This is a genomic window from Inquilinus limosus (assembly GCF_051487185.1).
GTDB classification, from domain to species: Bacteria; Pseudomonadota; Alphaproteobacteria; order DSM-16000; family Inquilinaceae; genus Inquilinus; species Inquilinus limosus_F.
In genome coordinates, this window is sequence record NZ_JAHVDK010000001.1 from 244581 (window position 1) to 269823 (window position 25243).

26 protein-coding genes are annotated in these 25243 nt (G+C 71.2%); 13 read left to right on the forward strand and 13 right to left on the reverse strand.

All coding sequences use genetic code 11. The annotated features are described in order from the left end of the window. Positions 1-2: 2 nt before the first annotated feature. From KXR53_RS01200 to KXR53_RS01210, 3 genes are all read left to right on the forward strand, one after another. Positions 3-983, forward strand: a complete 981-nt coding sequence (locus KXR53_RS01200) for an NAD(P)H-dependent glycerol-3-phosphate dehydrogenase (protein WP_437372584.1) — start codon at positions 3-5, stop codon at positions 981-983. A gap of 69 nt (positions 984-1052) precedes the next feature. Further along, positions 1053-1469 (forward strand): EVE domain-containing protein, encoded by a 417-nt coding sequence (locus KXR53_RS01205; protein ID WP_437372586.1) that lies wholly within the window; start codon positions 1053-1055, stop codon positions 1467-1469. Further along, positions 1466-2176 carry a 4'-phosphopantetheinyl transferase family protein gene (locus tag KXR53_RS01210; RefSeq protein WP_437372588.1) on the forward strand — a complete coding sequence of 237 codons (711 nt, stop codon included), beginning with the start codon at positions 1466-1468 and terminating at the stop codon, positions 2174-2176. The genes KXR53_RS01205 and KXR53_RS01210 overlap by 4 nt, the downstream gene beginning before the upstream one ends. On the opposite strand, the gene KXR53_RS01215 is transcribed toward KXR53_RS01210, so the two are convergent. The 3 genes from KXR53_RS01215 to KXR53_RS01225 form a co-directional block, all read right to left on the reverse strand. Then, positions 2142-3011, reverse strand: coding sequence for a metallophosphoesterase family protein (locus KXR53_RS01215; protein ID WP_437372590.1), 870 nt, complete (start codon positions 3009-3011; stop codon positions 2142-2144). The genes KXR53_RS01210 and KXR53_RS01215 overlap by 35 nt on opposite strands. 83 nt (positions 3012-3094) lie before the next feature. Continuing rightward, positions 3095-3451, reverse strand: coding sequence for a hypothetical protein (locus KXR53_RS01220; protein ID WP_437372592.1), 357 nt, complete (start codon positions 3449-3451; stop codon positions 3095-3097). 245 nt (positions 3452-3696) lie between these two features. Continuing rightward, the gene (locus KXR53_RS01225) at positions 3697-4230 is read right to left on the reverse strand and encodes a gamma-glutamylcyclotransferase family protein (RefSeq protein WP_437372594.1); all 534 of its coding nucleotides are present in this window, start codon (positions 4228-4230) and stop codon (positions 3697-3699) included. Positions 4231-4486: 256 nt separating this feature from the next. Here KXR53_RS01225 and mscL point away from each other — a divergent pair, with 256 nt between their 5' ends. After that, positions 4487-4900 (forward strand): large conductance mechanosensitive channel protein MscL, encoded by a 414-nt coding sequence (mscL, locus tag KXR53_RS01230; protein WP_437372595.1) that lies wholly within the window; start codon positions 4487-4489, stop codon positions 4898-4900. 61 nt (positions 4901-4961) lie between these two features. Here mscL and KXR53_RS01235 read toward each other — a convergent pair whose 3' ends face one another. Then, entirely contained in the window at positions 4962-5357 is a 396-nt protein-coding gene (locus KXR53_RS01235; RefSeq protein WP_437372597.1) for an OmpA family protein, read from the reverse strand. Positions 5358-5453: 96 nt separating this feature from the next. After that, the gene (locus tag KXR53_RS01240; RefSeq protein WP_437372598.1) at positions 5454-6587 is read right to left on the reverse strand and encodes a cupin domain-containing protein; all 1134 of its coding nucleotides are present in this window, start codon (positions 6585-6587) and stop codon (positions 5454-5456) included. 116 nt (positions 6588-6703) lie between these two features. Here KXR53_RS01240 and KXR53_RS01245 point away from each other — a divergent pair, with 116 nt between their 5' ends. Continuing rightward, positions 6704-7897: an acetyl-CoA C-acyltransferase gene (locus tag KXR53_RS01245; protein ID WP_437372599.1), complete on the forward strand. Its 1194-nt coding sequence runs from the start codon at positions 6704-6706 to the stop codon at positions 7895-7897. Between the two features lie 33 nt (positions 7898-7930). Beyond that, positions 7931-8827: an NAD(P)-dependent oxidoreductase gene (locus KXR53_RS01250; protein WP_437372601.1), complete on the forward strand. Its 897-nt coding sequence runs from the start codon at positions 7931-7933 to the stop codon at positions 8825-8827. 118 nt (positions 8828-8945) lie between these two features. On the opposite strand, the gene KXR53_RS01255 is transcribed toward KXR53_RS01250, so the two are convergent. Then, positions 8946-10754 carry an ABCB family ABC transporter ATP-binding protein/permease gene (locus KXR53_RS01255; protein ID WP_437372603.1) on the reverse strand — a complete coding sequence of 603 codons (1809 nt, stop codon included), beginning with the start codon at positions 10752-10754 and terminating at the stop codon, positions 8946-8948. Between the two features lie 106 nt (positions 10755-10860). Here KXR53_RS01255 and KXR53_RS01260 point away from each other — a divergent pair, with 106 nt between their 5' ends. The 3 genes from KXR53_RS01260 to KXR53_RS01270 all read left to right on the forward strand — a co-directional run bounded on the left by KXR53_RS01260 (position 10861) and on the right by KXR53_RS01270 (position 12894). Further along, a complete protein-coding gene (locus KXR53_RS01260; RefSeq protein WP_437372604.1) occupies positions 10861-11325 on the forward strand; it encodes an Rrf2 family transcriptional regulator in 465 nt (154 codons plus the stop codon). Then, on the forward strand, positions 11315-12217 hold the full coding sequence (locus KXR53_RS01265; protein WP_437372606.1) for an NAD(P)/FAD-dependent oxidoreductase: 903 nt from the start codon (positions 11315-11317) through the stop codon (positions 12215-12217). Before KXR53_RS01260 ends, KXR53_RS01265 begins: the two co-directional genes overlap by 11 nt. A 62-nt stretch (positions 12218-12279) precedes the next feature. Next, positions 12280-12894 carry a 2-hydroxychromene-2-carboxylate isomerase gene (locus KXR53_RS01270; RefSeq protein ID WP_437372608.1) on the forward strand — a complete coding sequence of 205 codons (615 nt, stop codon included), beginning with the start codon at positions 12280-12282 and terminating at the stop codon, positions 12892-12894. Here the strand turns inward: KXR53_RS01270 and KXR53_RS01275 are convergent, their stop codons facing one another. Next, a complete protein-coding gene (locus KXR53_RS01275; RefSeq protein WP_437372610.1) occupies positions 12895-13998 on the reverse strand; it encodes a peptidoglycan-binding domain-containing protein in 1104 nt (367 codons plus the stop codon). Between the two features lie 128 nt (positions 13999-14126). On the opposite strand from KXR53_RS01275, the gene hisS reads away from it, so the two are divergent. Together hisS and KXR53_RS01285 are read left to right on the forward strand one after the other, a co-directional pair. Next, positions 14127-15482: a histidine--tRNA ligase gene (hisS, locus tag KXR53_RS01280; RefSeq protein WP_437372612.1), complete on the forward strand. Its 1356-nt coding sequence runs from the start codon at positions 14127-14129 to the stop codon at positions 15480-15482. Between the two features lie 2 nt (positions 15483-15484). Next, a complete protein-coding gene (locus KXR53_RS01285; RefSeq protein WP_437372614.1) occupies positions 15485-16465 on the forward strand; it encodes a small ribosomal subunit Rsm22 family protein in 981 nt (326 codons plus the stop codon). Positions 16466-16480: 15 nt separating this feature from the next. Here the strand turns inward: KXR53_RS01285 and KXR53_RS01290 are convergent, their stop codons facing one another. Next, positions 16481-16795 carry a hypothetical protein gene (locus KXR53_RS01290; RefSeq protein ID WP_437372616.1) on the reverse strand — a complete coding sequence of 105 codons (315 nt, stop codon included), beginning with the start codon at positions 16793-16795 and terminating at the stop codon, positions 16481-16483. Between the two features lie 169 nt (positions 16796-16964). Between KXR53_RS01290 and KXR53_RS01295 the strand changes: the two genes are divergently transcribed. After that, positions 16965-17336: an HMA2 domain-containing protein gene (locus tag KXR53_RS01295; RefSeq protein WP_437372618.1), complete on the forward strand. Its 372-nt coding sequence runs from the start codon at positions 16965-16967 to the stop codon at positions 17334-17336. Here KXR53_RS01295 and KXR53_RS01300 read toward each other — a convergent pair. From KXR53_RS01300 to KXR53_RS01315, 4 genes are read right to left on the reverse strand one after another with little or no spacing between them, the layout of a single operon-like run. Continuing rightward, on the reverse strand, positions 17223-20351 hold the full coding sequence (locus KXR53_RS01300; protein ID WP_437372620.1) for an HAD-IC family P-type ATPase: 3129 nt from the start codon (positions 20349-20351) through the stop codon (positions 17223-17225). The genes KXR53_RS01295 and KXR53_RS01300 overlap by 114 nt on opposite strands. A gap of 3 nt (positions 20352-20354) precedes the next feature. Then, positions 20355-20879, reverse strand: a complete 525-nt coding sequence (locus KXR53_RS01305; RefSeq protein ID WP_437372623.1) for an HMA2 domain-containing protein — start codon at positions 20877-20879, stop codon at positions 20355-20357. Continuing rightward, positions 20872-21234 carry a DUF5132 domain-containing protein gene (locus KXR53_RS01310; RefSeq protein WP_437372625.1) on the reverse strand — a complete coding sequence of 121 codons (363 nt, stop codon included), beginning with the start codon at positions 21232-21234 and terminating at the stop codon, positions 20872-20874. The genes KXR53_RS01305 and KXR53_RS01310 overlap by 8 nt, the downstream gene beginning before the upstream one ends. Positions 21235-21273: 39 nt before the next feature. Next, the gene (locus tag KXR53_RS01315; RefSeq protein WP_437372627.1) at positions 21274-21582 is read right to left on the reverse strand and encodes a DUF5132 domain-containing protein; all 309 of its coding nucleotides are present in this window, start codon (positions 21580-21582) and stop codon (positions 21274-21276) included. A 310-nt stretch (positions 21583-21892) separates the two neighbouring features. On the opposite strand from KXR53_RS01315, the gene KXR53_RS01320 reads away from it, so the two are divergent. Continuing rightward, a complete protein-coding gene (locus KXR53_RS01320; protein WP_437372629.1) occupies positions 21893-23194 on the forward strand; it encodes a DUF445 domain-containing protein in 1302 nt (433 codons plus the stop codon). 188 nt (positions 23195-23382) lie between these two features. Here KXR53_RS01320 and KXR53_RS01325 read toward each other — a convergent pair whose 3' ends face one another. Next, positions 23383-25050 carry an acetolactate synthase large subunit gene (locus KXR53_RS01325; protein WP_437372631.1) on the reverse strand — a complete coding sequence of 556 codons (1668 nt, stop codon included), beginning with the start codon at positions 25048-25050 and terminating at the stop codon, positions 23383-23385. Positions 25051-25243: the final 193 nt, after the last annotated feature.

The window sequence follows — 25243 nt, forward strand, 5'->3', positions numbered from 1 at the left end:
CAATGAGTCGCGGGCGCATCGCCGTGATCGGCGCCGGCGCCTGGGGCACGGCGCTGGCGCAGAGCTTCGCCGCGGCCGGGCATCCCGTCACGCTGTGGGCGCGCGATCCGGACCGCGCCGCGGCGATGCAGGACAGCCGTGAGAATGCGGCCTATCTGCCGGGCATCGCGCTGCACCTTGGGATCACGGTCACCGCCGACCTCGCCGCGTCCGACGGTCTGCGTGTCATCGCCGTGCCGGCGCAGCATCTGCGCGCGATCCTGGAGCGGCTGCCGCCGCGCCCGGGGCCGCTGGTGATCACCGCCAAGGGCATCGAGACCGCGACCGGGCGATTCATGGACCAGGTCGCCGCCGAGGCGCGGCCGGAGGCGGCACCGGCGCTGCTGTCCGGCCCCAGCTTCGCCGTGGAGGTGGCGCAAGGGCTGCCGACCGCGCTGACCCTGGCCTGCGCCGATGCCGAGACCGGCGCGGCGCTGGCCCGCAGCCTCGGCCATAAGGTGCTGCGCCTCTATTGGAGCGAGGATCTGCGCGGTGTGGCGCTTGGCGGCGCGCTGAAGAACGTGCTGGCCATCGCCGCCGGCATCGTCACCGGCCGGGGCCTGGGCGAGAACGCCCGGGCGGCGCTGGTCACCCGCGGCCTGGCCGAGATGATGCGGCTCGGCGCCGGCCTCGGCGCGCGGCCGGAGACGCTGATGGGCCTGTCCGGACTCGGCGACCTCTTGCTGACCGCCTGCAGCGCCACCAGCCGCAACACCTCGCTCGGCATCGCGCTCGGGCAGGGAAGGTCGCTGCCGGAGATCCTGGGCACCCGCCGCTCGGTTACCGAAGGGGTGTGGACCGCGGCGGCGGCGGCCCGGCTGGCGGCCGAGGCGGGCGTCGAGGCGCCGGTGATCGCCACGGTCGACGCGGTGCTGAACCGCGGCGCCGCGATCGACACCGCCATCGCCGGCCTGCTGCTGCGCCCCGCCCGGCGCGAGGCCTGACCTGGAAACGCCGGAGTCTTTCCGCTAGCGTCGCCACGAAGACGCGTCGTCGATCCGAGAGGCCGAATCGTGAAGCACTGGCTGGTGAAATCCGAACCCGTCAAATGGAGCTGGGACCAGATGGTCAAGGCCAAGCGCACCCATTGGGACGGGGTGCGCAATTTCCAGGCCTCGAACAACCTGAAGGCGATGAAGATCGGCGACCAGGCATTCTTCTATCATTCGCAAGAGGGGCTGGAGATCGTCGGCATCGTCGAGGTGGTGCGCGAATACTACCCGGACCCGAGCGACGAAAGCGGCCGCTTCGGCATGGTCGACGTGCAGGCGGTGAGGCCGCTGAAGACGCCGGTCACGCTGAAGCAGATGAAGGCCGACCCGGCCCTGTCCGGCCTCGCCCTGATCCGCCAGGGGCGGCTGTCGGTCAGCCCGGTCAGCGACGCTGAATGGAAGCATATCTGCAAGCTCGGCGGCATCGATCCGGCGTGAGCGGCCCGGCCGCCCACGCTCATGTCTGGACGGCGGAGGTCGCCGAGGACGATGCCGTGTTCGAGGCGTGCCTGCCGCTCCTGACCGCGGCGGAGCGGGCGCGGGCGGCGCGCTTCATCATGCCGGGCGACCGCCGCCGCTTCGCCGCCGCCCGGTCGCTGATGCGCCGGCTGCTGCAGGACATCACCGGGATCCCGGCCGGCGAGTGGGACTTCGCCATCGGCGACCACGGCAAGCCGCTGGTCTGCCGGCCGGAGGCGGGGCGGTCGATCGGCATCAATATCTCGCACGCCCAGGGCATGGTCGCCTGCGCCGCGGCCCCGGGCACCGTGATCGGCGTCGATCTCGAATGGCTCGGCCGGGTGGTCGAGCCGCGCATCGCCGACCGCCGCTTCGCCGCGGCGGAGGCGGCGGCGGTGCGGGCGGTGCCGGCGAACCGTCGCCGCGAGGCCTTCCTGAGCATCTGGACGGTGAAGGAGGCCTATGTGAAGGCGCTGGGCGGCGGCCTGACCATCGCCCTCGACAGTTTCGTCGTGGAAGCGCTGTCGGAGCGGCCGGTGGTCCGCTTCCTCGACCCCGCAATCGACGACGCCGCCTGGCATTTCCGGCAGTGGCGGCCGTCGCCGCGGCACCTGCTGGGGCTGGCGCTGCATCGGCCGCAGGGGGAACCGGTCATCGCGGTCCGGCACGTCGCCCTGAAGCCCTGATGTGCGGGGCCGGTTCGGGCGGGCCGGGCAGGATCTCGCGCAGATAGGCGGCGATGCCGTAATTCTGTTCCCACTGGTAGGGATAGCCCAGCGACACCTCCTCGAACCGGGTCGCGTCGCGCCAGTCGGTGTGGCGGACATGCAGGTGCCCGCTGATCGCGACCGCGACGTGGAAGCGCCGGTGCCAGTCCTCGGTCAGCACCGTGCCGCACCAGGGGCTGAAGCGCGGGATGCGCGGGATGCGCACCAGGTCGCGGCGCAGCGGATAGTGGTTGACCAGCACCGTCGGCAGTCCAGCCGGCAGGGCTGCGAGGCGCCGGGCGGTCGCCTCGACCCGAGCCCGGCACCAGTCCTGCCGCGTCGGATAGGGGTCGGGGTACAGCAGCAGCTCGTCGGCGCAGACCGCGCTCTCCTCCGCCGCCCAGGCCACCACCTCCTCGACCGGCAGGTCGGGCGGCCGGAAACTGTAGTCGTACAGCAGGAACAGCGGGACGATGACGTGCTCGCCGCCCGGACCGGTCCAGATGGGATAGGGATCCTCGGGCGTGGTCACGCCGTGGCGCCGGGCCAGCGCGACCATCGATTCGTAGCGGTCGACCCCGCGCGGGGCGGCGGGGTTGCGGGCCCTGGTCCACAGCTCGTGATTGCCCGGGACCCAGACCAGCTTCGCGAATTTCGACCCGAGCACGGCGAAGGCGCGGGCCAGCCCGTCCGCCGTCTCGGCGAGGTCGCCGGCCAGGATCAGCCAGTCCTCGGGATGGTCAGGCACGGCCTCCAGCCGCTCGAAGCTGGCGTCGGAGGCGAGGTGCAGGTCGCTGATGGCAAGCAGGCGCATGGGGGCAGCTTGGCTGCTCTCGCGCCGCATGGCCAGTCATCGGCGCAGCGCACGGGCGAGGTCGGTGTTCCGATCGGCGGCGCTCAGAAGTCCGGGTCGCTGTCCATCAGACTGCCACTCCCGTTCATCAGGAGATTCATGTTCTGATCAGCCCTTTCCTGTTGCCGCTGCCAGTCGCGGTCAAAGTCGCGGTTGAACTTTTCGCTATCCCGCTGCCATTGCTGCTGCGCCCGGATGTCGCCCATCAAACTGTCGAAACGCTGCTGGTCTTCGGCCCTCATGGTTGCAGTTTCGACGCATCTGGAAAAATCACCGCTTCCAGGCGCGTAACCATAGGCCGAGCATTTCTGCCGGGCATCCGCGATGATCTCTTCCTGCGTAGGGGCGCAACCTGAAAGGATCAGCACCGCGAAGGACACGCCAGACAGCACCCTGATCATGCTCCCCTCCTTTCATGTCGGGCTGGAAAGCGCAGCGTCCACACGCTCCCGTCACGTCGCGGCACGTCTACGCTGCCGCAGACGAAACCAAGGAATTAGAGCAAATTTGCGATCAATGTCGCCATGCTCGAAAGGATGGCTATGGTAGATCTATAGACAAACAATATCGGATTGCGGCTCGAAGACAATTGTCTTCGAGTTCTGGAAGACCGTCAGGCTTTCAGGGACTGTCGGTCGACTGCCGCTCAGCGCGGACGGCGGCGCTCGGCGAAATGCCGTTCGGCGCGGGCCTCGGCGTAGCGGCGGTCGGCCTGGGCCTTGACCTCGGGCCAGCGCAGCGCGGCCTCGGCGCTGCTCATCTTGCCGTAGAGCGACATATAGGCCTCGTGATGCAGCAGCGTGCGCGGCTTCTCGGTCGCCTGCCAGGCCTCCAGATGCCAGGGCTCGCCGGCATCTTCGAGCGTGCCGGTCGAGGCGTAGATCTGCGCCTCCAGGCGGCTGCCGTCGGCCAGGGCCACGGTCACCGCCTCCAGCGCGTAGTCGTCGCTCTCGAAGAACTGCATCCGGTCCATCTCGGCGTCGGTGAAGCCGTCGACCAGCAGGCCGTCGACCCGGCCGTCGGGATGCGGCACCAGGATCGGATAGCTCTCGCCCTTCACCTTGCGTCGCTGCCGGCCCAGAAGGGCCGCCGGCTGGGTCGCGAATTCCGTCATCGGCCGGCCGATCACCAGCGTGAACAGGTCGGGATCCTGGAGGGTGCCGAAAAAGAACAGGCGCATCGGTCGTTTCCCTCTCCGGACCGGGCGGCTCCGACGGCGGTCGGCCGCCCGACATTGTGGTGCAGCAAGGGGGCGCAATTTGATCCCGTCGCGCCGAAAGTCAAGGTGATTCAGATGAATTTCTCGGGCCGGCCAATCGGGCCTTTTCCCTGCTTCGTCAGGATGTTTGTCGGTTTTTCTGTGATCCCATGCAAATCAGATCTATACTTTTATGTCGCGGCCGGCATCGGCCGCAACACGACGTTGGGGGCAACGGATGTTTCAGGAATTCAGGACCTTCATTGCCCGGGGCAATGTGATCGACTTGGCCGTCGGTATCATCATGGGCGTGGCCTTCACCACGATCGTGAATTCCCTGGTGAACGACATCATCATGCCGCCGATCGGCGTGATCCTCGGTGGTGTCGACTTCTCGAACTACTACATCAACCTGTCGGGCGGCGAATATCCGAACCTGGCCGCGGCGAAGGCGGCCGGCGCCGCGACGATCAACTACGGCGTCTTCATCAACGCCGTGATCAACTTCCTGATCGTCGCCTTCGCCGTGTTCATCCTGGTGAAGCAGGTGAACCGCTTCTACCGGAAGCCCGAGGCGGCCCCGGCCGCGCCGCCGCGCAGCGAGGTGCTGCTGGAGGAGATCCGCGACGCCATCCGCGGCCAGCGGAGCTGACCGCCGAGCCCTTCCTTCCCTGTCATGCCCGGACTTGATCCGGGCATCCAGGCCGTGTCGATCAGTAGGCGATCCGGATCTCGACCCGCCGGTCGCCGACGCTGACGGCCGGCAGGGCGCCGGCCTCGCCATGCGCCTCGACCCGGCGGATCAGGGCCGGCGAGACGCCGTCCTGCTGCAGGGCGACGACGACGGCCTCCGCCCGCTTGGCCGACAGCTCCTGGTTGGCGTCCTTCGGCCCGGCGGCGCCGGCGAAGCCGTCGACGGCGATCGATTTCGCGTTCCAGTTCTTCGCCTCGGCGGCCGCCGAGGCGATCAGCTTCCGAGCGTCCGGGGTCAGCTCGGCGCTGTCCTTGGGGAAGAAGATGGCATAGGCGCCGCCCTGCTTCGGGGCGCAGGCGGCGATGGCGAGGACGGGAACCAGGGTCAGGAGCGCACGACGGCTTGCAATCGGCATGATCGACCTGTTCGCGTTTGTCGTTGGTCAGGACTCTTTACCTGACCCGATCGACCGATAGAAGCAGTTCCGCTTCGTTCCGCTGTAAAAGTCTCCTCAACCCGTCCTGCCGGCAGGTTCAATCGCACCGCGGGCCAGCAGCGCGCTCAGCAGCGCCGCCGCCGCCGGGTCGGCCCAGGCGACCTTCGCTTCCTCCGCCGTCAGCCGGCCGTCGCCGCACAGGCGCAGCGCTGCCTCGGCCGCGGCGCCGGCCGGGGCCGGATGCGCCTCGCCGTCGGCGAACAGGGTGACGCCGCCCTCGCGGACGAAGGCCAGGCGGCTGCCGATTGCCCGCCGCAGCGCCCCGGCCGGGCGGCGCTTGCGCGGCGGCGGGGCCTCGCGCTCCTCCTTCGGCTCGGTCAAGAGGCCGCCCAGCCAGCCGGCCAGGAAGCGGCGGTCATCCAGCTTCTCGGCCAGCAGCGCGCGCACCCGCTCGATCGCCGTCTCCGGGATCTCGCCGGGATGGGCCGGCGGCGTGAGATCCGGATCCGAATAGCGCCGCTCCTCGTCCTCGGCATCGGCGACGGCGGCGGCGAAGCGGCCGGCCAGCTCGGCCACGCTCGGCGCCCGGAAGCCGATCGAGAAGGTCAGGCAGTCGTCCTCGGCGATGCCGTCATGGGCCCAGCCCGGCGGCAGGTACAGCATGTCGCCGGGCGCCAGCACCCATTCCTGCGCCGGCTCGAAATCGGCCAGCAGCTTCAGCGGCTGGTCGGGCAGCCAGGCGGGCCGCAGCTCGGCCGCACCGCCGATCCGCCAGCGCCGGTGGCCGAGGCCCTGCAGCAGGAACACGTCATACTGGTCGACATGGGCGCCGACGCCGCCGCCGGGCGGGGCGTAGCTGACCATGACATCGTCGAGCCGCCAGTCGGGCACGAAGCGGAAGCGCTCGCGCAGCGCCGCCACCGCCGGCTCCCACAAGTCGACGCCCTGGACCAGCAGCGTCCAGTCCTTCGCCGGCAGCTTGCCGAAATCGGCCTCGTCGAACGGCCCGTGCCGCACCGACCACTTGCCGCGGCGGCGGATGACCAGACGGCTCTCCACCCCGTCCTCGCAGGCCAGGCCGGCCAGCTCGTCCGGCGTGATCGGGCTGGTCCAGCCCGGGATCGCCTGACGGATCAGCAGCGGCGTCTTCTGCCAGTGGCGGGCCAGGAAGTCGGCGGCGGACAGGCCGCCGAGCAGGGGATCGGTCATGGATGCCGTGCTTCGCTCGGGGTGACGACGGCGCGCACTCTACCGGGTCGATCCACGCTCGCCCAGCGGCGCCTCCAGCGTGCTAGCATCGGGCCAACGAGACACCGGAGGATGTCATGAGTGCGAATGATCCCGTCGTCATCGCGGGCGCGGCCCGCACCCCGATGGGCGGTTTTCAGGGCGAGCTGAAGGATGTGCGCGCGCCGCAGCTCGGCGCCGTCGCCATCCGCGCGGCGCTGGAGCGCGCCGGCCTCGCGGCGGAGGCGGTGGAGGAGGTGGTGATGGGCTGCGTGCTGCCGGCCGGCCTGGGCCAGGCCCCGGCGCGCCAGGCCGCCCGCGGCGCCGGACTGCCCGACGCGGTGCCCTGCACCACCGTCAACAAGATGTGCGGCTCCGGCATGAAGGCGGTGATGCAGATCCATGACGCGATCGCCGCCGGCACCATCGGCCTCGGCGTCGCCGGCGGGCTGGAGAGCATGACCAACGCGCCCTATCTGCTGGACCGCGCCCGCGGCGGCTACCGCATGGGCCACGGCCGGGTGCTGGACCACATGTTCCTCGACGGGCTGGAGGACGCCTATGAGCCCGGCCGGCTGATGGGCACCTATGCCGAGGACACCGCGCAGCACTACCAGTTCACCCGCGAGCAGCAGGACCGTTTCGCCCTGGCCAGCCTGGAGCGGGCGCGCAAGGCGTCGGAGGACGGCACCTTCGCCCGCGAGATCGCGCCGGTGACGGTCAAGGGCCGCGGCGGCGACGTCACCGTCGCGACCGACGAGCAGCCGCGCACCGCCCGGCCGGACAAGATCCCGACGCTGAAGCCCGCCTTCCGGCCGGACGGCACGGTGACGGCGGCGAATTCCAGCTCGATCTCCGACGGCGGGGCGGCCCTCGTGCTGCTGCGCCGGTCGGAGGCGGAGCGGCGTGGCCTGCCGATCCTGGCCGAGATCAAGGGCCATGCCAGCCACGCCCGGGCGCCGGCCTGGTTCACCACAGCTCCGATCGGGGCGATCGAGATGCTGTTCCAGAAGACCGGCTGGTCGGCGAAGGATGTCGACCTGTTCGAGATCAACGAGGCCTTCGCCGTGGTCACGATGGCGGCGATGCGCGACCTCGACCTGTCGCACGACAAGGTCAATGTCCATGGCGGCGCCTGCGCTCTCGGCCACCCGGTCGGCGCCTCGGGGGCGCGGATCATCGTCACCCTGCTGAACGCGCTCGAGACCCACGGCCTCAAGCGCGGCGTCGCCGCCCTCTGCATCGGCGGCGGCGAGGCGACGGCGGTGGCGGTCGAGCGGGTGGCCGCGTAGGCGGCGATTCCGCCGGAACGAAAGGATAGGACGATGACGGAGAAGAAGCGGATCGGCGTGGTCGGGCTCGGCGGCATGGGGGCGGCGATGGCGACGCGCCTGCTCGACCAGGGCTGGCCGGTCGCGGTGTGGAACCGCAGCGCCGGGGCGGAAGAGCCGTTGGTCGCCAAGGGCGCGGTCCGGGCGGCGACGCCGGCCGAGGCCGGGTCCGGCGGCATCGTCCTCTCCATGGTGGCGGATGATGCGGCGCTGAAGAGCGTGACCACGGGCGACAGCGGCATCCTGTCCGGCCTCGGCCAGGGCGGCGTGCACCTGTCGATGAGCACGGTCAGTCCCACGATCGCCGCCGACCTGGCGGCGGCGCATGCAGCGGCGGGGTCGGCCTATGTCGCGGCGCCGGTCTTCGGCCGGCCGCCGGCGGCGGGATCGGGCCAGCTGTGGATCGCCGTCTCCGGCCCCGCCGCGGCCAAGGAGGCGGTCCGGCCGGTGCTGGAGACGCTGGGCCAGGCGGTGCATGATTTCGGCGAGGCGCCGGAGGCGGCGAACGTCGTCAAGCTCGGCGGCAACTTCATGATCGCGGCGGCGATCGAGGCGATGGCCGAGGCCTTCACCCTGCTGGAGAAGCACGGCGTCTCCGCCCGCAAGGCGCATGAGCTGTATTCCAGCTCGATCTTCGCCGCGCCGATCTACAAGAACTACGGCGGCTTCATTGTCGACCGGCAGTTCTCGCCCCCCGGCTTCCGCATGCCGCTCGGCCTCAAGGATGTCGGCCTGGCGATGGCGGCCGGGGAGAAGGCGGGCGTACCGCTGCCCTTCGCCGCGGTGCTGCGCGAGCGCTTCATCGGCTCGATCGCCCGCGGCCGCGGGGAGCTCGACTGGACCGCGATCGCTCTGGATGCCGCGGAGGCGGCGGGGCTGAAGGTGGATTGAGGGGACAGACGCACTCCTCCCTCGCCGTCATTGCGAGGAGGCGAAGCCGACGAAGCAATCCAGGGCGGCTCGCACTGGCCCCTGGATTGCTTCGCTGCGCTCGCAATGACGCTCTGTCTCACTCTGTAACCGGCTCGGCCACTCGATGCTGGCGGCGCCACAGCGCGGCGTAGAGCCCGTTCCGGGCCAGGAGGGCGGCGTGGCTGCCGCGCTCGGCGATCCGGCCGTGGTCCAGCACCAGGATCTCGTCGGCGCCGACCACGGTCGACAGCCGGTGGGCGATGATCAGGGTCGAGGTGCCGCGCGAGGCCTCGGCCAGGCGCTCCTGGATCGCCTGCTCGGTGGCGCTGTCGAGCGATGAGGTCGCCTCGTCGAAGATGAACAGCCGCGGCCGCTTCAGCACGGCGCGGGCGATGGCGACGCGCTGCTTCTCGCCGCCCGACAGCTTCAGCCCGCGCTCGCCGACCAGCGTGTCCCAGCCGTCCGGCAGCCCGGCGACGAAGCGGTCCAGCTGGGCGATCCGCGCTGACGCCTCGACCTCCTCGCGCGTCGCGTCGGGCCGGCCGAAGGCGAGATTGTCGAACAGCGTCTCGTTCAGCAGCACCGTGTCCTGCGGCACCACGGCGATGGCAGCGCGCAGCGACGCCTGGGTGACGTCGCGCAGGTCGTGGCCGTCGATCAGGATCCGGCCGGCGGCCGGGTCGTAGAAGCGGAACAGCAGCCGGGCGATGGTCGACTTGCCGGCGCCGGAGGCGCCGACCACCGCCACCGTGCGCCCGGCCGGCAGGGTGAAGCTGACGTCGCGCAGGATCGGCCGGCGCGGGTCGTAGGCGAAGGAGACGTGCTCGAAGACCAGTTCGCCCCGACCGGGCGGCAGCGGTACCGCGCCCGGCCTGTCCGTCACCTCCGGCGTCTCGTCCAGCAGCTGGAACATCTGTTCGACCGAGCCGAGGGCGTTGCGGATCACGCGGTAGAGCCGGCTCAGCTGCTCCAGCGGCCGGGCGAGGCGGACGAAATAGGTGTTCAGTAGCACCAGGTCGCCGACCGTCATGGTGCCGGCCTCGACCGCCCGGCCGCCGAGGATCAGCAGCACGGCGAGGCCGAGGCTCAGCACCGTCATCTGGGCGATGCCGTTCAGGCTGCGCAGCGCCAGGCCGCGCGCCGCCAGCCGCTCCACCTCCTCCAGCCGCTCGTCGTAGCGGCGGCCGATCGCGCCCTCGGCGCCGAAATACTTCACCGTCTCGTAATTGATCAGGCTGTCGATGGCGACCGCATGGGCGCTGCTGCTCTCCCGGTTCATGGTCCGGATGGTGGTACGCAGGCTGTCGGCGCCCAGCGTCATCGCCCAGGCGAAGGCGGCCAGGGTGGCGGCGGTGACCAGGGCGTAGAAGGGCGGCAGATGCGCCAAGAGGATGGCGCAGGTGGCGGCGATCTCGATCAGCAGCGGCAGGATGCGGAAGGCGACGTCGTAGATCAGCTCGCGGATGCCGGACAGGCCGCGGCCGAGATCCTCGCTGACCGCGCCGGTGCGGCGGCCCAGATGGAAGCGCAGCGACAGCCCGTGCAGATGGGCGAAGAAGGTGCGGCTCAGCCGCCGCACCAGCCGGTGCTCGATCGGGCCGTAGGCGGCGTATTGCAGCTCGCCCAGGATGCGCCCGATCCAGGAGGCGACGGCGTAGGCGGAGATGATGCCGAGCGCCCCGACCGCCCAGGCATTCGCCTTTCCGGCATAGGCGTCGATCGCCAGCGAGAACAGCAGCGGCACCAGCGCCACGGCGAAGGAGGACAGGAATACCAGGGCGACGCAGGCCAGGATGCGCAGCCTCGCGCCCCAGCTTTCGCCGCGCCACAGATAGGGCATGACCCGCCCCAGCGTGGCCAGGTCGCCGCGCGCGCTGTGGTCCCCCCGGGGCGGTGTCATCGACATGGCCGGACTCGCGTCGTCATGTCCTATCCTAATACACGGCCGGCGCCGTCATCCCGTCGCCATCGCGCTTGCCGCGGCGGCCGAATCATGTAACTTTTAAAGTTACATGAAACGCGATGAACGCCTTTCCGCCGCCCTCCACGTGCTGGTGCACATGGCCGAGCGGCCAGACGCCGCCCTGACCTCGGCCGAGATGGCGGCCTTCGTCGGCACCAACCCCGTGGTGATCCGGCGCGGCTTCGCCGGGCTGCGCGAGGCCGGCATCGTCACCTCGGTCAAGGGCCATGGCGGCGGCTGGCGTCTGGCGCGGCCGCCGGAGGCGGTCACCCTGGCCGAGATCCAGCATGCCCTCGGCGAGCGGGTGGTCTCGCTCACCGCGTTCGAGGTCCCCCAGCCGACCTGCCTGATCCTGCGGGCGGTGACCGCCGCGCTGGACGAGGCGATGCAGGAGGCCGAACGCGCGCTGGACCGGCGCCTCGCCACCCTGACCCTGGCCGACCTCGCGGCCGACGCCCGCCGGCTCAACGCCGGCCGCGGCCGCCCTCACGGAGATCCGCATCATGGTTCATGACGTCATCGTGGTCGGCGGCAGCTATGCCGGCCTGTCCGCGGCGATGCAACTGGCCCGCGCCCGTCGCCGGGTGCTGGTGATCGATGCCGGCCGGCCGCGCAACCGCTTCGCCGCCACGGCGCACGGCTTCCTCGGCCAGGACGGCAAGCCGCCGCTGGCGATCCAACAGGAGGCCGCGCGGCAGCTTCGCGCCTATCCGACGGTGGCGTTCGTCGAGGGCGAGGCCGTGGCGGCCAGCCGGACCGAAGGCGGTTTCGCCGTGGCCTTGGCCAGCGGTCGCGAGGAGACGGCGTCCTGCCTGATCCTGGCCATCGGCGTGGCCGACGAGCTGCCGCCGGTCCCGGGGCTGTGGGAGCGCTGGGGCGCCACCGTGCTGCACTGCCCCTACTGCCATGGTTTCGAGGTCGCGGGCCGGCCGCTCGGCGTCCTGGCCACCCATCCGCTCTCGACCCATCAGGCCGGGATGCTGCCCGACTGGGGGCCGACCACCTACTTCACCCAGGGCGCGTTCGAGCCAGAGGCCGGGCAGGCGGCGTATCTGGCGGGCCGCGGCGTGACGATCGAGCGCAGCCCGGTGGTCGAGCTGCTGGGCTCCGCGCCGGATCTGGAGGCCGTGCGGCTGGCCGACGGCCGGGTGGCGCCGGTCGCCGCGCTGTTCACCGCGGCGCGGATTCGCATGGCCAGCCCGCTGGCGGAGCAGCTCGGCTGCGCCTTCGACGACAGCCCGTTCGGCCCCCGCCTGCGCGTCGACGACTGCAAGCAGACCACGGTGCCGGGAGTCTTCGCCGCGGGCGACGCGGCGAACCCGATGCACAACGCCACCCTGGCCTCGGCCTCGGGCGTGATGGCCGGGGTGTGCGCCCACCGGTCGCTGATGGGGATGGCGGCGTAGGATATCCGGTCGACAGCGCGGCCGGGCTGAGCGAGGCTGTGCCCGGCCGGGAGGAGAGCCGGATGCCGTCGCCGATCGAGTTCTATTTCGACTTCGCCAGCCCCTATGGCTATCTCGGCGCCACGCAGATCGACGCGCTGGCCGCGCGCCACAGCCGCGAGGTGCAGTGGAAGCCGGTGCTGCTGGGCCCGATCATGAAGCAGATCGGCACCAGGCCGATCCGCGATCTGCCGGTGCGCGGCCCCTATCTGGAGCGCGACGCGGCGCGCTTCGCCGCCTTCCTCGGCGTGCCCTTCACGCTGCCGGCGCAATGGCCGATCGCGGCGCTGGCGCCGTCGCGCGCGGTGTGGTGGCTGGCGGATGCCGGGCCGGCCCTGGCGCACGACCTCGCGGTTGCGCTCTACGTCGCGCATTGGGGCCGCGGCGAGGACATCGCAGATCCTGCGGCGGTGATCCGCATCGCCGCCGGGCTCGGCCTCGACGAGGCGGAGACCGCGGCGGCGATCCAGCGGCCGGAGGTGAAGGACCGGCTGCGGGCGGAGACCGAGGCAGCGCTGCGGAAGGGCGTGTTCGGCTCGCCCTTCTTCCTCTTGGACGGCGAGGGCTTCTGGGGCGCCGACCGGCTGGACCAGCTGGAATGGCGCCTCCGGGGCAGCCCTCGCGCGGCTGCCGGCTGATTACCTCACCTTGTCCGGCCTGTAGTACTCCGGCGCCCAGCCCTTGCCGTTCCAGCGGAACAGCCGGTTGCCGTCGACCAGCAGGTCGCGCTTGCCGCCGGTGTAGCTCGGCGCCAAGGCGAAGTCATGTGCCTTGCCATCGGCCACCGGGGTCAGCGATTGCGGGCCCTCGGCGAGGATCTCCCAGGGGCAGCCATTGGCGTCGCAATGCTTGGCGTCGTTCCAGAACACGATCACGTCCGGGGTCAGCTGCGCGGGCTTCTCGTCCAGCTCCATCTCCGCCACCTGGAACGGCGCGTCGCGCCAGTTGATCACCGCCGGCGCCACCATCGGCGCATAGCGCGATTCGAGCAGCGGGATCAGCCGGTCGGGGATCGGGTCCAGCCAGCGCAGGGGCGGCGGCGGGCTGGCCGGGGCGGGCGCGGTCGGCGTCGCGGCGGCGGTGTCGGCCGGGGCCGGAGCGGCACCTGCGTCGGTCGCAGCCGGCGGCGTGGCTGGCGTGAGTGGCGTCGGCGCGCTCGGCGTCGCGGCAACGGGCCGTCCGCCACTGGCCAGATGAGCCACCGTTTCCAGCGTCAGCCCGTCGTTCGGCGACGGGATGTTGTTCTTCTGCTGATAGTCCCGCACCGCCGCCATGGTGCGCCGGCCCGCCACGCCGTCGACCCGGCCAAGGCGGTAGCCCTGTCCGTTCAGGGCACCCTGCACCGCGCCGATCTCGGCCCGGTCGTATTCGATCGTCGGGCTGTCATAGACATAGGACCCGGCGATGCGGGGCGCACCGTCGCAGTTCTCCGGCAACGCGTTGCTCGTCTCGACCGTGGCGCCGCGGCCGTCGAAATGGATCGCCAGGTTGGCGCCGCTGTTGCTGGTCCAGGTTATGGTGTCGCCGACCGGCTTCGCCATGCCGGCCATCAGGCAGATGCCGCCGCGGCTGGAGCGGTGCAGCAGGAAGGCGACTGCGCCGTCCTGCGCCAGCTCCACCAGGAGGCGGATCGGCGCGCCGCCGCCGGCGACATAGGTGCCGGGCTCGATATTGGCGGCGGTCGCGATGCCCGCCCAGCCGGCGATCGCCGCCAGGCAGGCCAGGGCAAGGGGTGAACGCATCTAAGGCTCTCCCGTGTCGTTCGGTCGCGTGCGAAACGCCTGCGGCGCAGGTCGGGTTCCGTTTCCGCGCGGGGTGACGGCGGCGGCGCGATCGGCTAAACCGCCACACCCCCTTGGAAGATGCACCGATGTCCGAGACCCGACCCGAGGCCCGAATCATCAAGCCCCAGCCGATCAGCGGCTTCCCGGAATGGCTGCCGGAGGAGAAGCTGGTCGAGGATCGCATCCTGCGCATCATCCGCGAGGAGTACGAGCGCTACGGCTTCACCCCGATCGAGACGGCGGCGGTGGAGCGGCGCGAGATCCTGACCGCCAAGGGCATCGTCGAGAAGGAGATCTACGCCCTGTCCCGCTTGGCGGCGGGGGAGGGGGAGGATCCCTCGACCGACATGGCGCTGCATTTCGACCTGACCGTGCCGACGGCGCGCTACGTGGCGCAGAACGCGGCGCGGCTGACCTTCCCGTTCCGGCGCTACCAGATCCAGAAGGTGTGGCGCGGCGAGCGGCCCCAGGCCGGCCGGTTCCGGGAGTTCTACCAGGCCGATATCGACGTCATCGGCAACGGCACGCTGGGCTTCCTGGCGGATGCCGAGATCCCCTGCGTCATCAACGCCATCTTCTCCCGTATCGGCATCGGCGAATTCGTCATCCGCATCAACAACCGCAAGCTGCTGCAGGGCTATCTGCTCGACCAGGGCCTCTCGGCCGAAGGCGTGGGCGCAGCGCTGAAGGTGATCGATGCGATCGAGAAGGTCAGCCGCGAGCGCACCGTGGCCGACCTCGCCGCCCAGGCCGGCATCGACGCGGCCGCGGCGGAGCGGATCGTCGACCTAGTCACCCGGCCGGTGACGGTCGATGACCTGCGCGCGATCGAGGGCGGCGACCTCTACCGCGAGGGGCTGGACGAGCTGGGCCAGGTCGCCGACGGCCTCGCCGCCTTCCAGGTGCCGGCGCATCGCTGGCGCATCGACCTCGCCATCGTCCGCGGCCTCGACTACTACACCGGCACGGTCTACGAGACCCAGCTGGTGGCGAACCCGGAGGTCGGCAGCATCTGCTCCGGCGGCCGCTACGAGGACCTGGCCAGCAACTACACCCGGCAGAAGCTGCCGGGCGTCGGCATCTCGATCGGCGTCACCCGCCTGCTGTCGCGCCTGTTCGACGCCGGCCTCTTGAAGCCCGGCGCTGCCACCCCGGCGCCGGTGCTGGTGACGGTGATGGACCGGGCGCAGCTGCCCTATTATCTCGGCCTGGCGACGACTTTGCGCGCCGGCGGCATCGCGACCGAGCTGTTCACCGAGGGCAGGAAGGTCGGCGACCAGCTGAAATACGCCGACAAGAAGGGCTTCCGCCTGGCGGTGATTGCCGGCGAGACCGAAATCGCCGCCGGCACCGCGGTGCTGAAGGACCTGGCCTCGGGCGAGCAGCAGGCCCATCCGCAGTCCGGCCTGGTCGACGCCGTGCGGCGGGCCCTGGCGGGGTAGCCATGGAGCTGCCGGCCGCGCTGCGCGCCGCGGTCGACCGGGCGCTGGAGGGCGTCGGGCTGGCCGAGCTGTCGGCCGCAGCATCGCGGCTGTCGCAGCGCTACCGGGCGGAGCTGCGCGACGGCCGCTTCCATGTCGATGACGACCGGGCGGTCCAGGCCTATCTCGCCACCCGGCTGCCGGCCACCTATGCCGCGATCCGCGCCTGCCTGGGAGCGGTGGCGGAGCGGCGGCTGGACTTCGCCCCCAAGAGCCTGCTCGACGCCGGCGCCGGGCCGGGCACCGCGCTCTGGGCCGCGGCCGAGACCTGGCCGGACATCGCTTCTGCCACCCTGCTGGAGGGCAGCGCCGCCTTCCGCGACTGGGGCGCACGCCTCGCGCACGGAAGCCCGCTGCCGCCGGCCGAGTGGCGCGCCGCCGACCTGGCCCGGCCGCTGCCGGAGCTGCCGGCGCACGACCTCGTCATCCTGTCCTATGTGCTGGACGAGCTGGCGCCGGATCGGCGCGGCGCCCTGGTCGACTGTCTGTGGGCCGCGACCGGCGACGTGCTGCTGATCATCGAGCCCGGCACCCCGGCCGGCTACCACCGTATTCTCGACGCCCGCGACCGGCTGATCGCCTCGGGCGGGCATGTCGTGGCGCCGTGTCCGCACGACCGCGCCTGTCCGCTCGCGGAGCCGGACTGGTGCCATTTCGCGCAGCGCGTCGCCCGTTCGCGCCTGCACCGCCAGGCCAAGGGCGGCGAGGTGCCGTGGGAGGACGAGAAATTCTCCTATGTCGCGGTCTCGCGCCGCCCGGCCGCGCCGATCCGGGGCCGCGTCATCGCCCCGCCCCGCGGCGCCGGATCGCGCATCGACCTCCGGCTGTGTGCGCCCGGGGGGCTGGTCGAGCGGACAGTGACGAAACGCGACGGCGCGCTGCTGAAGACGGCCCGGCGGCTGAGATGGGGCGATGCGGTGGAGGTGGAAGACAGCGGCAGCTAGGGCGGTTCGGCCCGCCTAACGGCTATCCTCCACGCGCAGCAGCTCGACTGTGGGGGGTGAGGTCAGGATCTCGCTGAAAGCGTGCATCCAGCGACCGGTCTCTTCTTCGTCCGACCCGACCCCACGCTCGCGGAACTGGTCGAACTGATCCAGGTTGGTCAGCTCCACCTCGAACTGCAGCGCGGCGCCACCTTGGCCGCGGGTCAGCGGCACCAGCAGCCGGGCCTTGAGCTGGTTGCGCCGGGCAGCCTCGACCTCGCGGTGGATGAAGTCGATCGCGCTTTGGCGGTTGATGGGCTGCACGTCGTACGAGAAGCGGGCGATGTACATGTCGAGCCTCCTCGGGAGAGCATCTCCGGTCGGTTCTACGGGTGACAACACCCGTATTCGGACTTCGGTCCGCCATGGCGTCGCTGGATTACGTTCCGGCCGACACCAAGGCGTCATCGGTTTGCAACATGAATGAATTAGAAGACGCCGAACCTCAGTTCGGATAGCCATGATTGAGTACGTTCATTCCTCCTTGGGACGGCTGCGGGTGCAGCTGCCGCTGTTCCGCCGCAAGCCGCGCATCGCCACCGGCGTGGAGGCGACCATCGCCGCCATCGAGGGCGTGACCTCGGTCAGCGCCAACACCGTGACCGGCAGCGTCATCATCACCTATGACCACCGGGCGCTGTCCGCCGCCGAGCTGTGGGAGGAGCTGGCCCGGCTCGGATATGTCGAGAGGTCGCCCGCTCCCCCGGCATCGCCGTCATCATCCGATTCCTTCGGGACCCTCCCGGAACACTTGGTCGATTTCTTCGGGCGTGCGTTCCTGCAGGTCCTGGCCGAGCGATCCGCCACCGCGCTCTTTCGGGGATTGATCTAGGTCGGTCGGGCCACGCTTCCCTGGTCCAGCAAGCCAGGGATTGGTCCGGCCCGCCAGGAGCGGCAGCGCCCCCGTTCCCAGGGCGACCGCGAGGTCCAGCCCGTCGATCGGGCCGCCGAACAGGCGGCGCAGCCCGGGCAGGAACAGCGCCGCGGCCTGCGCCGCGAAGGACAGTCCGAGGCCCAGCGGCAGATAGGGATTGCCCGGCGGCTGGATCCCGACCTCTGGCGCCGGTCGTGGCGCGCGGCAGGTCAGGGCGTAGAGCAGCTGACCGGTGACCAGCCCGGCCAAGGTGACCGCCTGCGCCCGCGGCGAGGCGCCGTGGCGCAGCGTCGCATAGATCTGCGCCGCCAGCCCGCCGCCGGCGATCAGCGCGCCGTCCCGCACCAGACCTCTCATGTCGAACGGAGGGATGATCGGCTCGGCCGGGTCCCGGGGCGGGTGGCGCATCAGCTCCGGATCCGGCGGCTCGAGCGCCAGCCCCAGCGCCGGCAGCACGTCGCTCACCAGGTTCAGCCACAGGAGCTGCATCGGCGACAGCGGCCCGCCGATGCCGGCCGCGGTCACCGCCAGCATCAGCGCGATCTCGCTCAGATTGGTCGCCAGCAGATAACGGATCGCCCGCCGGATGTTCGCGTAGGTGGCGCGGCCGCGCTCGATCGCGATGCTCAGGCCGATCAGCTCGTCGCCGTGCAGCACCACATCGGCGGTCTGCAGCGCGGCATCGGCGCCGCCGCCGAGGGCGACGCCGATATCGGCGGCCTTCATCGGCGGCGTGTCGTTGACGCCGTCGCCGGTCATGGCGACGACCAGACCCGCCTGCTGCAGCGCCCGGACGATCCGCAGCTTCTGCCCCGGCGTGACCCGGGCGAAGATGCGCGGGACGCTTGCGGCGGACGACGACGCCCGGATCTCCCGCAGCGCCGCTTCGGCGTCGCGCGGGGCGCCGGGATCCGGGGGCGCCAAGGCCAGCGTGCGGGCGATCGCGTTCGCGGTCGCGGCCTGGTCGCCGGTGATCATCAGCACCGCGACGCCGGCCTGCCGCAGCGCCGCGATCGCGTCCGCGGCGCCGTCGCGGAGAGGGTCGGCCAGCCCGGCCAGCCCCACCCAGACCAAGCCGTCGCCGGACCGCATCGCCGCCTCGGCCTCCGCTGCGGTGCCGTCCAGCCGGTAGGCCAGGCCAAGCACCCGCAGGGCCTCGGACGCCATCTCGGCGTTCCGGCGCCGGATCAGCCGGCGGCCGTTCTCGGTCAGGGGGTGGGGCACGCCGCCCCTGAGCTGCCGCCGGCATACGGCGAGCACGTCGTCCGGGCTGCCCTTGATCGCAGTCAGCACCCGGCCGGCCGAGACATGGGTGGTGACCATGTAGGGCCGGTGGTCGGATCGCTGCGACAGGTCTGTCCGCGGCCATTGTCGGCGGAGCGCCGCGACGTCGAGACCAGCCGCAAGCGCCGCCCGTACCAGCGCCGCCTCGGTGCCCGAGCCGGCGATCTCCGGCCCCTTCGGCCCGGCCAGGATGTCGGCTTCGCTGCACAACGCCCCGAGCTGCAGCAGCCGGGCCAGATCCGGCGCGGCGTCGAGATCGACCGGGCGGCCCCTGCGGTGGTCGGCCAGGATGGTCCGGTCGCGGACGACCCGGTAGCGCCGGCGCGGGCCGCAGGCGATGCGGGCCACCGACATCCGGTTCTGGGTCAGGGTTCCGGTCTTGTCGAAGCAGGCGATCTGGACCGCCGACAGGCCTTCCACCGTCGCCAGCTGCCGCACCAGGATGCCGCGGCGGCGCAGATCCTCGAGCCCGAGCGCGAGCGTCGTCGTGGCGAGGGTCGGCAGGCCCTCCGGCACCGCCGCGACCGCGAGCGACACCGCCGATTTCAGCATCGGCAGCAGCCGGTAGCCGCGCAGCAGGCCGACGGCCAAGACCGCGCCGCAGAGGGCCAGCGAGGCCCAGGCGAGCTGGCGGCCGAGCCGGTCGAGCTGGAGCTGCATCGGCGTCTCGGGCGCGGCGGCCGAGTCGACCAGCGCCTGGATCCGGCCCATCTGCGTGTGCGGTCCGGTGGCGACGGCGACCGCCCGTCCGGCACCGCCGGTGACGACGGTGCCGCGATAGACCATGTCGATGCGGTCCGCCAGAACCGCATCCGGCGGCACCGCGTCGGGCCGCTTGAGCACCGGCAGGCTTTCGCCGGTCAGCGCCGCCTCGTTCACCGTCAACCGGTCCGCCGCGACCAGACGGGCATCGGCGGCGATGACCGTGCCCGGCCACAGGTCCAGCACGTCGCCGGGGGCGATGTCCTCGACCGCGACGTCGCGCACCACGCCGTCCCGGACCGCGCGCGTGCCGCGCGATCCGATCTCGGACAGCGCGCCGATGGTCCGGTCCGCCTGGGTCTCGGTCAGATAGCCGATGCCGGCATTCATGCCGACCACGGCCAGGATCACGGCGGCATCCAGCACGGCGCCGGTGAACAGCGAGAGGACCGATCCGGCAGCCAGCAGAGCGACCGGCAGGCTCTGGACCTGGCCGAGCAGAATCTCCAGCCTGCTGCGGCCGTGGGCGTGAGGGATGGCGTTGGGGCCGTGCCGGGCGAGGCGCCGGCGGGCCTCCGCCTGTGACAGGCCGTCGGGCGTGGCGTCGAGGCGGGCCAGCGTCTCCTCGATCGAAAGCCCATGCCAGCGCTCGCCGTCCTCGTCCTCCCCGTCGGGCGGACCTTCGGCCGTGTCCCCGGCCAGCGCGCGGCGCAGCGCCGTCCGGATCTTCGCCTCGACCGAGGCCAGCGGCATCGTCGGGTCGAACAGGACCAGGAGGGTGCCGGTGGTGGTGCTGGCCGAGGCTCTTTGGATGATGCCACCGTTCAGCCGGCGCTCGAGCACCTGCTTGATCCGGCCGCTGCGGCGCAGCCCGTCGACGCGGAAGCGGGCCCGGCCCGGCACGACGACGTGGACCGGCCATATCTCGGCCGCGGACGGGGCGGGACCGCCGTCCGGGTCGGCGGCTGCGACATCGTCCGGCTGCACGGGTCAGGCCTGTTTTTCACGCGTATCGGTCGTGGACGGCGGATGACGCGGCATCAGCCCGTTGCGCCGCCACAGCCCGGCTGCGTCGCCCGCGTACCACAAGAGCGTGATCGCCGGAGCGGCGATCCGGCCGCGGAGGAGCTGGTACACCCCCGCGCCGAGCAGCCCGACGGCGACCGCCGACCGCAACTCGGATTTCGCCGCGCTCCAGCCGCGGCCCAGCCGTCCCTGCGGCCGGCCCGCGGCGCCGCGGATCCAGGCCGAAGCCGGCCGGCCGACCGGCGGGTCGGTCAGTGTGAACAGGTCGTTGGCCGTGGCGTGGGCGTGGAACAGGCCGGCGGCATCCGAGTAATGCACCAGCACGCTCGCCGTCCGCGGGTTGACCGCCACCGCCTCGACCCCGGCCCATTGCGACAGCCGGTCCTGCACCGCGGCGAAATAGGCGGCGTCGTGGCGCCTCTCGGGAATCCGGATGCGGATGCGGCCGGGGGTCAGGTGGCAGATATGGCCTGTGGGTCGGTCAGCCATCGGCGCGCGCCCGCTCACCCGCCGGCCCTGCGGCCTCGTCCCCGCCCTGGAGCTCGTCGCTAGCGGCGGCCCCGGTCGTTTCGGTCGTGGCCGGCGGCACCGGCCGCGGACCTTGCTTCTGCGAGTCCTCTTCGCGCTCGGCCTGGACCTCGGCCACCAGGTCCTCCGCCGTCTCGCCCCATTCCGCAACTGTCTCGCGCCCGCGTTCGTAAAGCGCCAGGCTCGCCTTGATCGCGCCCTTCGCCGCCGGCCGGGCGGCATTCGACAGGCGCGGCAGGATATGCGGCGCGATCGCCGCGCCGACGATGCCGGCCACCAGCGCCGTCAGCACATTGCCGTTGAGTAGCTTGGCCATGGGGTGTCTCCCCTCGGATCGCCGGTCAGGTCGCCCGCGTCAGGCGGTCTGCTCTGCCTTGGCGCGGCGGCTGGCGGCCTGCGTCCTCGTGCCGCCCTCGGTCTCGGCCCGCTCCCGCTCCTGATCGAGCTCCGCCCGCGCCTCGGCGACGATGTCTCCGGTCACCTCACTGATCCCGCTCATCGTCTCGTTGTAGGCGACCATGCCGGTCTTGATCACCGTCTTCGCGACGGGCCGCAGGACGCGGCCGACGGTTGGAAGCACGGTCGGGGCGAGCAGGACGGCGCCAATGCCCACAAGAAGGCCGGTTCCGGCACCGCCTTTCAGGACGTCTTCGAACAGGGCCATTTTGCGTTCCTCCTGGAACGGTTGCTGGACCGCGCGGCGCGTGGGTCAGCGCCCAGGGAGGCGGAAGAGCGGAATAGTCCCTCGAGCTGGTGGAAACCGGCTCGCCAGCTCGGCCCGATCATGGCTCCAGGTATCGGAGGACCCGCGCGTCGCTTGGTCGTCTCCCTCGAAATACGTTAACACCCGATGCGCAGGAACTCTACCTGGGTGTTACATTTTTCTTTCAATTTCAGCGCCGAATCGCTTCGTTTCGATCGGCGGATGAAAGGGCGAAGACTGTTCCGTTCCGGGAGAGAGGGAGGATCGAGACATGGCCTCAGGCCCGCCGCCGCAGCCGGACTCCGCCGTCCCGTCCATCGCGCCGCCCTTCGCATCCGGCCGGACGGAGGAGGTCGCGCGCCGCCGCCTCCGGCGCAACCGCCGGCTCGCGACCGGGCTGCTCGCCACCATGGGGGCGGCCTTCGTCGGCACGCATCTGGTCGAGCAGCCCGGCTTCGCCACGCAGCTGCTGCGCTCCGGCGCGGAGGCCGGGATCGTCGGCGGCATCGCGGACTGGTTCGCGGTGACCGCGCTGTTCCGCCATCCGCTCGGCCTGCCGATCCCCCACACCGCGATCATCCCCGGCAGCAAGGATCGGATCGCGCGCACCCTCGGCCGCTTCATCGAGCGGAACTTCCTGACCGAGGAGATCCTGCTGCGGAAGCTCGCCGATGCCCAGGTCGGGCAGCGCTTCGCCGCCTGGCTGGCGGCGCCGGGCACCGCGCCGGTGATCGCCGGGCTGGTCGCCGGCGCGCTGCCGGGCCTGATCCGGTCGCTGGAGGATCACGACCTGCAGGATTTCGCCAACCGCACGCTGGGCGAGCAGCTCCGCCGCGCCGACCTCGCGCCGATCCTCGGCCGGGTGGTCCAGCTGGTGACGACCAGCGGCGAGGCCGACATCCTGTTCGAGCGGGCGATCGGCATCGGCGTCCGCTGGCTGGAGGAGAACCGGGGCCAGATCGACCGGCTGGTGGAAGCCCGCAGCCGCTGGTGGATTCCGAAGACGATCGACCGCCGGATCGCCGCCGCGATCGTATCGGCCATCGCCGACCTCCTGCGCGATCTGCGCCGGCCGGACAGCGAGGCGCGGCTGCGGTTCCGCGAGGCGCTCGCCGGCCTGATCGAGGAGCTGCTGCACTCGCCGGCCCGGCGCGATCAGGTCAACGCGTCGAAGAACCGGATCCTCGACAGCCCGGAGGTGCAGGCCTGGCTCGCCTCGATCTGGGGCCAGCTCTCCCGGGCGGCGCTGGAGGATCTGGCCGATCCGGCGTCGAAGACGCGCGCCGCGCTCGAGCACGGCATTGCCCTGATCGGCCGCACCCTGGCCGCCGACGTCGCGATGCAGGCGCAGATCGATACCCTGGTCCAGCGCCTGGCGATCCAGCTCATCTCCTGGCGGCGCAAGCTTGGCGGCTTCATCGCCGAGGTGGTGCGCAGCTGGGACACGCGCACCCTGACCGAGCGGCTCGAGCTCGTGGTCGGCAGCGACCTGCAATACATCCGCATGAACGGCACCATCGTCGGCGCCTGCGTCGGCTGCCTGATCTTCCTCGCCACGCGGCTGTTCGGCTGATGCCGGCAGCCCGTAAACGGACTCTTCTTCATACTTCCTGCAAAAGAACCGTCATTGCGAGGAGGCGAAGCCGACGAAGCAATCCATGCTTCCGCTCTTGCGGCCCTGGATTGCTTCGCTGCGCTCGCAATGACGATTCTTTCATAAGCTCGTCGGTAAGACGCGGCGGGTGGGCCGCCGCGCCGGCCTCAATCCGCCTCCACCGCCGAGGCGTGGCTGCGCAGCTCCTCGATGAAGACGCGGCTGTTCTCGGTGTAGTCGACCGGCACGCTGACCAGATGCACCCCGCCCTGGGCAAAGGCCTTCTCCAGCGTCGGCGCGAAGTCGGCCGCGGATTCGATCCTCCAGCCGGTCGCGCCGTAGGCGCGGGCATAGGTGACGAAATCCGGGTTGCCGAAGGTCAGGCCCCAATCGGCGAAGCCCTGCGCCTCCTGCTTCCAGCGGATCATGCCGTAGGCGTTGTCGACCAGGATCACGACGACCAGGTTCAGCTTCAGCCGGATCGCCGTCTCCAGCTCCTGCGAATTCATCATGAAGCCGCCGTCGCCGCACACCGCCATCACCCGACGGTTCGGGTGGAGCATCGCCGCCACCATGGCCGAGGGCAGGCCGGCGCCCATGGTCGCCAGCGCGTTGTCCAAGAGGATGGTGTTGGCGATGTGGGTGCGGTAGCTGCGGGCGAACCAGATCTTGTACATGCCGTTGTCAAGGGCGACGATCCCGTCCTCCGGCATCATTTGGCGCACATCGTGGACGATGCGCTGCGGCAGCAGCGGGAAACGGTCGCTGGTGCCATCCGCCGCGACCCTCTCGAGGATTCTCTGGCGCAGCCCGGCGAAGGCCTCGGCCGCGGTCGGATGCGGGCCGCCGGCCAGGTCGGCGATGCGGGCCAGCGAGGCGCCGATGTCGCCCACCACCTCATGGTCCGGGAAATACACCTCGGCGATGTCGGCCGGCTGGTAGCCGACATGGATCACCTTCTGCCCGGCCTGCTCCATGATGAAGGGCGGCTTCTCGACCACGTCATGGCCGATCGCCAGGATCAGGTCGGCGCGGGTCACCGCGTCGTGCAGATAGTCGCCCTCGGACAGGGCGGCGGTGCCGATATAGAGGTTGGAATTGCCGTCGACGGCACCCTTGCCCATCTGCGTGTTGAAGAAGGGGATGTTCATCCGGCGCACGAAATCGGACAGGGCCGGCACCAGGTGGCGGCGGTTGCCGGCGGCGCCGATCATCACCAGCGGGCGCTCGGCCGCGCGCAGCATCTCGGCAGCGGTGGCGATGGCCGCGTCGTTCCCCACCGGCAGCTCCAGCGGATGCAGCGGCACCGGGCCCAGCCCTTCGGGCGCCGGGGCGGCGGCGATGTCCTCCGGCAGCTCCAGATGCACAGGGCCCGGCCGCTCCTCCTGGGCGATGCGGAAGGCGTTGCGCACCAGGGTCGGGATCGCGGCGGTGCTGACGATCTGGCGCGACGACTTGGTCAGGGGCCGCATGGTGGCGACGATGTCGATGATCTGGAACTGCGCCTGGCGGCTCTTCAGGATCGGCTTCTGCCCGGTGATCATCACCATCGGCATGGCGCCGAGCAGGGCGTAGGCCGCGCCGGTCGCGAGGTTGGTGGCGCCGGGGCCGAGCGTGGTCAGGCACACGCCGGCCTTGCCGGTCAGCCTTCCGTAGGTCGCGGCCATGAAGGCGGCCGACTGCTCGTGCCGGGTGACGATCAGCTCGATGCCGGAGCGGCGGAGCGATTCGACGATGTCCAGGTTCTCCTCGCCGGGCACGCCGAAGACGCGGTCCACGCCCTCATTGACTAGGGCCTCGACGAGAAGGTCGGATCCTGTCCGCTGCGCAGCCATATCGGTCCTCTCTTGCTGGGCGGTGCGATGCCCCGGCAGGATAGGCCTCGAAGCGCGCCGGCGACATGACCTCGCTGCAGGGCAGACGGACGGCATGCGCACGCACGGCATGACCGGGCGGGCTGGCCGGGACCGGCATGGTGATGCGATGATGTCCGCGGCGCCGCGGCACGCGCCGCATTGACCGCGGCGC

What these genes read in the sequence shown, in the direction of transcription:
- KXR53_RS01260 (WP_437372604.1), top strand. Translation starts at nt 10,861, where the DNA reads ATGAAACGCGATGAACGCCTTTCCGCCGCCCTCCACGTGCTGGTGCAC.
- KXR53_RS01275 (WP_437372610.1), bottom strand. Translation starts at nt 13,998, where the DNA reads ATGCGTTCACCCCTTGCCCTGGCCTGCCTGGCGGCGATCGCCGGCTGG.
- KXR53_RS01310 (WP_437372625.1), bottom strand. Translation starts at nt 21,234, where the DNA reads ATGGCCAAGCTACTCAACGGCAATGTGCTGACGGCGCTGGTGGCCGGC.
- hisS (WP_437372612.1), top strand. Translation starts at nt 14,127, where the DNA reads ATGTCCGAGACCCGACCCGAGGCCCGAATCATCAAGCCCCAGCCGATC.
- KXR53_RS01285 (WP_437372614.1), top strand. Translation starts at nt 15,485, where the DNA reads ATGGAGCTGCCGGCCGCGCTGCGCGCCGCGGTCGACCGGGCGCTGGAG.
- KXR53_RS01220 (WP_437372592.1), bottom strand. Translation starts at nt 3,451, where the DNA reads ATGATCAGGGTGCTGTCTGGCGTGTCCTTCGCGGTGCTGATCCTTTCA.
- KXR53_RS01215 (WP_437372590.1), bottom strand. Translation starts at nt 3,011, where the DNA reads ATGCGCCTGCTTGCCATCAGCGACCTGCACCTCGCCTCCGACGCCAGC.
- mscL (WP_437372595.1), top strand. Translation starts at nt 4,487, where the DNA reads ATGTTTCAGGAATTCAGGACCTTCATTGCCCGGGGCAATGTGATCGAC.
- KXR53_RS01225 (WP_437372594.1), bottom strand. Translation starts at nt 4,230, where the DNA reads ATGCGCCTGTTCTTTTTCGGCACCCTCCAGGATCCCGACCTGTTCACG.
- KXR53_RS01245 (WP_437372599.1), top strand. Translation starts at nt 6,704, where the DNA reads ATGAGTGCGAATGATCCCGTCGTCATCGCGGGCGCGGCCCGCACCCCG.
- KXR53_RS01325 (WP_437372631.1), bottom strand. Translation starts at nt 25,050, where the DNA reads ATGGCTGCGCAGCGGACAGGATCCGACCTTCTCGTCGAGGCCCTAGTC.
- KXR53_RS01250 (WP_437372601.1), top strand. Translation starts at nt 7,931, where the DNA reads ATGACGGAGAAGAAGCGGATCGGCGTGGTCGGGCTCGGCGGCATGGGG.
- KXR53_RS01270 (WP_437372608.1), top strand. Translation starts at nt 12,280, where the DNA reads ATGCCGTCGCCGATCGAGTTCTATTTCGACTTCGCCAGCCCCTATGGC.
- KXR53_RS01200 (WP_437372584.1), top strand. Translation starts at nt 3, where the DNA reads ATGAGTCGCGGGCGCATCGCCGTGATCGGCGCCGGCGCCTGGGGCACG.
- KXR53_RS01315 (WP_437372627.1), bottom strand. Translation starts at nt 21,582, where the DNA reads ATGGCCCTGTTCGAAGACGTCCTGAAAGGCGGTGCCGGAACCGGCCTT.
- KXR53_RS01235 (WP_437372597.1), bottom strand. Translation starts at nt 5,357, where the DNA reads ATGCCGATTGCAAGCCGTCGTGCGCTCCTGACCCTGGTTCCCGTCCTC.
- KXR53_RS01255 (WP_437372603.1), bottom strand. Translation starts at nt 10,754, where the DNA reads ATGTCGATGACACCGCCCCGGGGGGACCACAGCGCGCGCGGCGACCTG.
- KXR53_RS01290 (WP_437372616.1), bottom strand. Translation starts at nt 16,795, where the DNA reads ATGTACATCGCCCGCTTCTCGTACGACGTGCAGCCCATCAACCGCCAA.
- KXR53_RS01295 (WP_437372618.1), top strand. Translation starts at nt 16,965, where the DNA reads ATGATTGAGTACGTTCATTCCTCCTTGGGACGGCTGCGGGTGCAGCTG.
- KXR53_RS01320 (WP_437372629.1), top strand. Translation starts at nt 21,893, where the DNA reads ATGGCCTCAGGCCCGCCGCCGCAGCCGGACTCCGCCGTCCCGTCCATC.
- KXR53_RS01240 (WP_437372598.1), bottom strand. Translation starts at nt 6,587, where the DNA reads ATGACCGATCCCCTGCTCGGCGGCCTGTCCGCCGCCGACTTCCTGGCC.
- KXR53_RS01305 (WP_437372623.1), bottom strand. Translation starts at nt 20,879, where the DNA reads ATGGCTGACCGACCCACAGGCCATATCTGCCACCTGACCCCCGGCCGC.
- KXR53_RS01265 (WP_437372606.1), top strand. Translation starts at nt 11,315, where the DNA reads ATGGTTCATGACGTCATCGTGGTCGGCGGCAGCTATGCCGGCCTGTCC.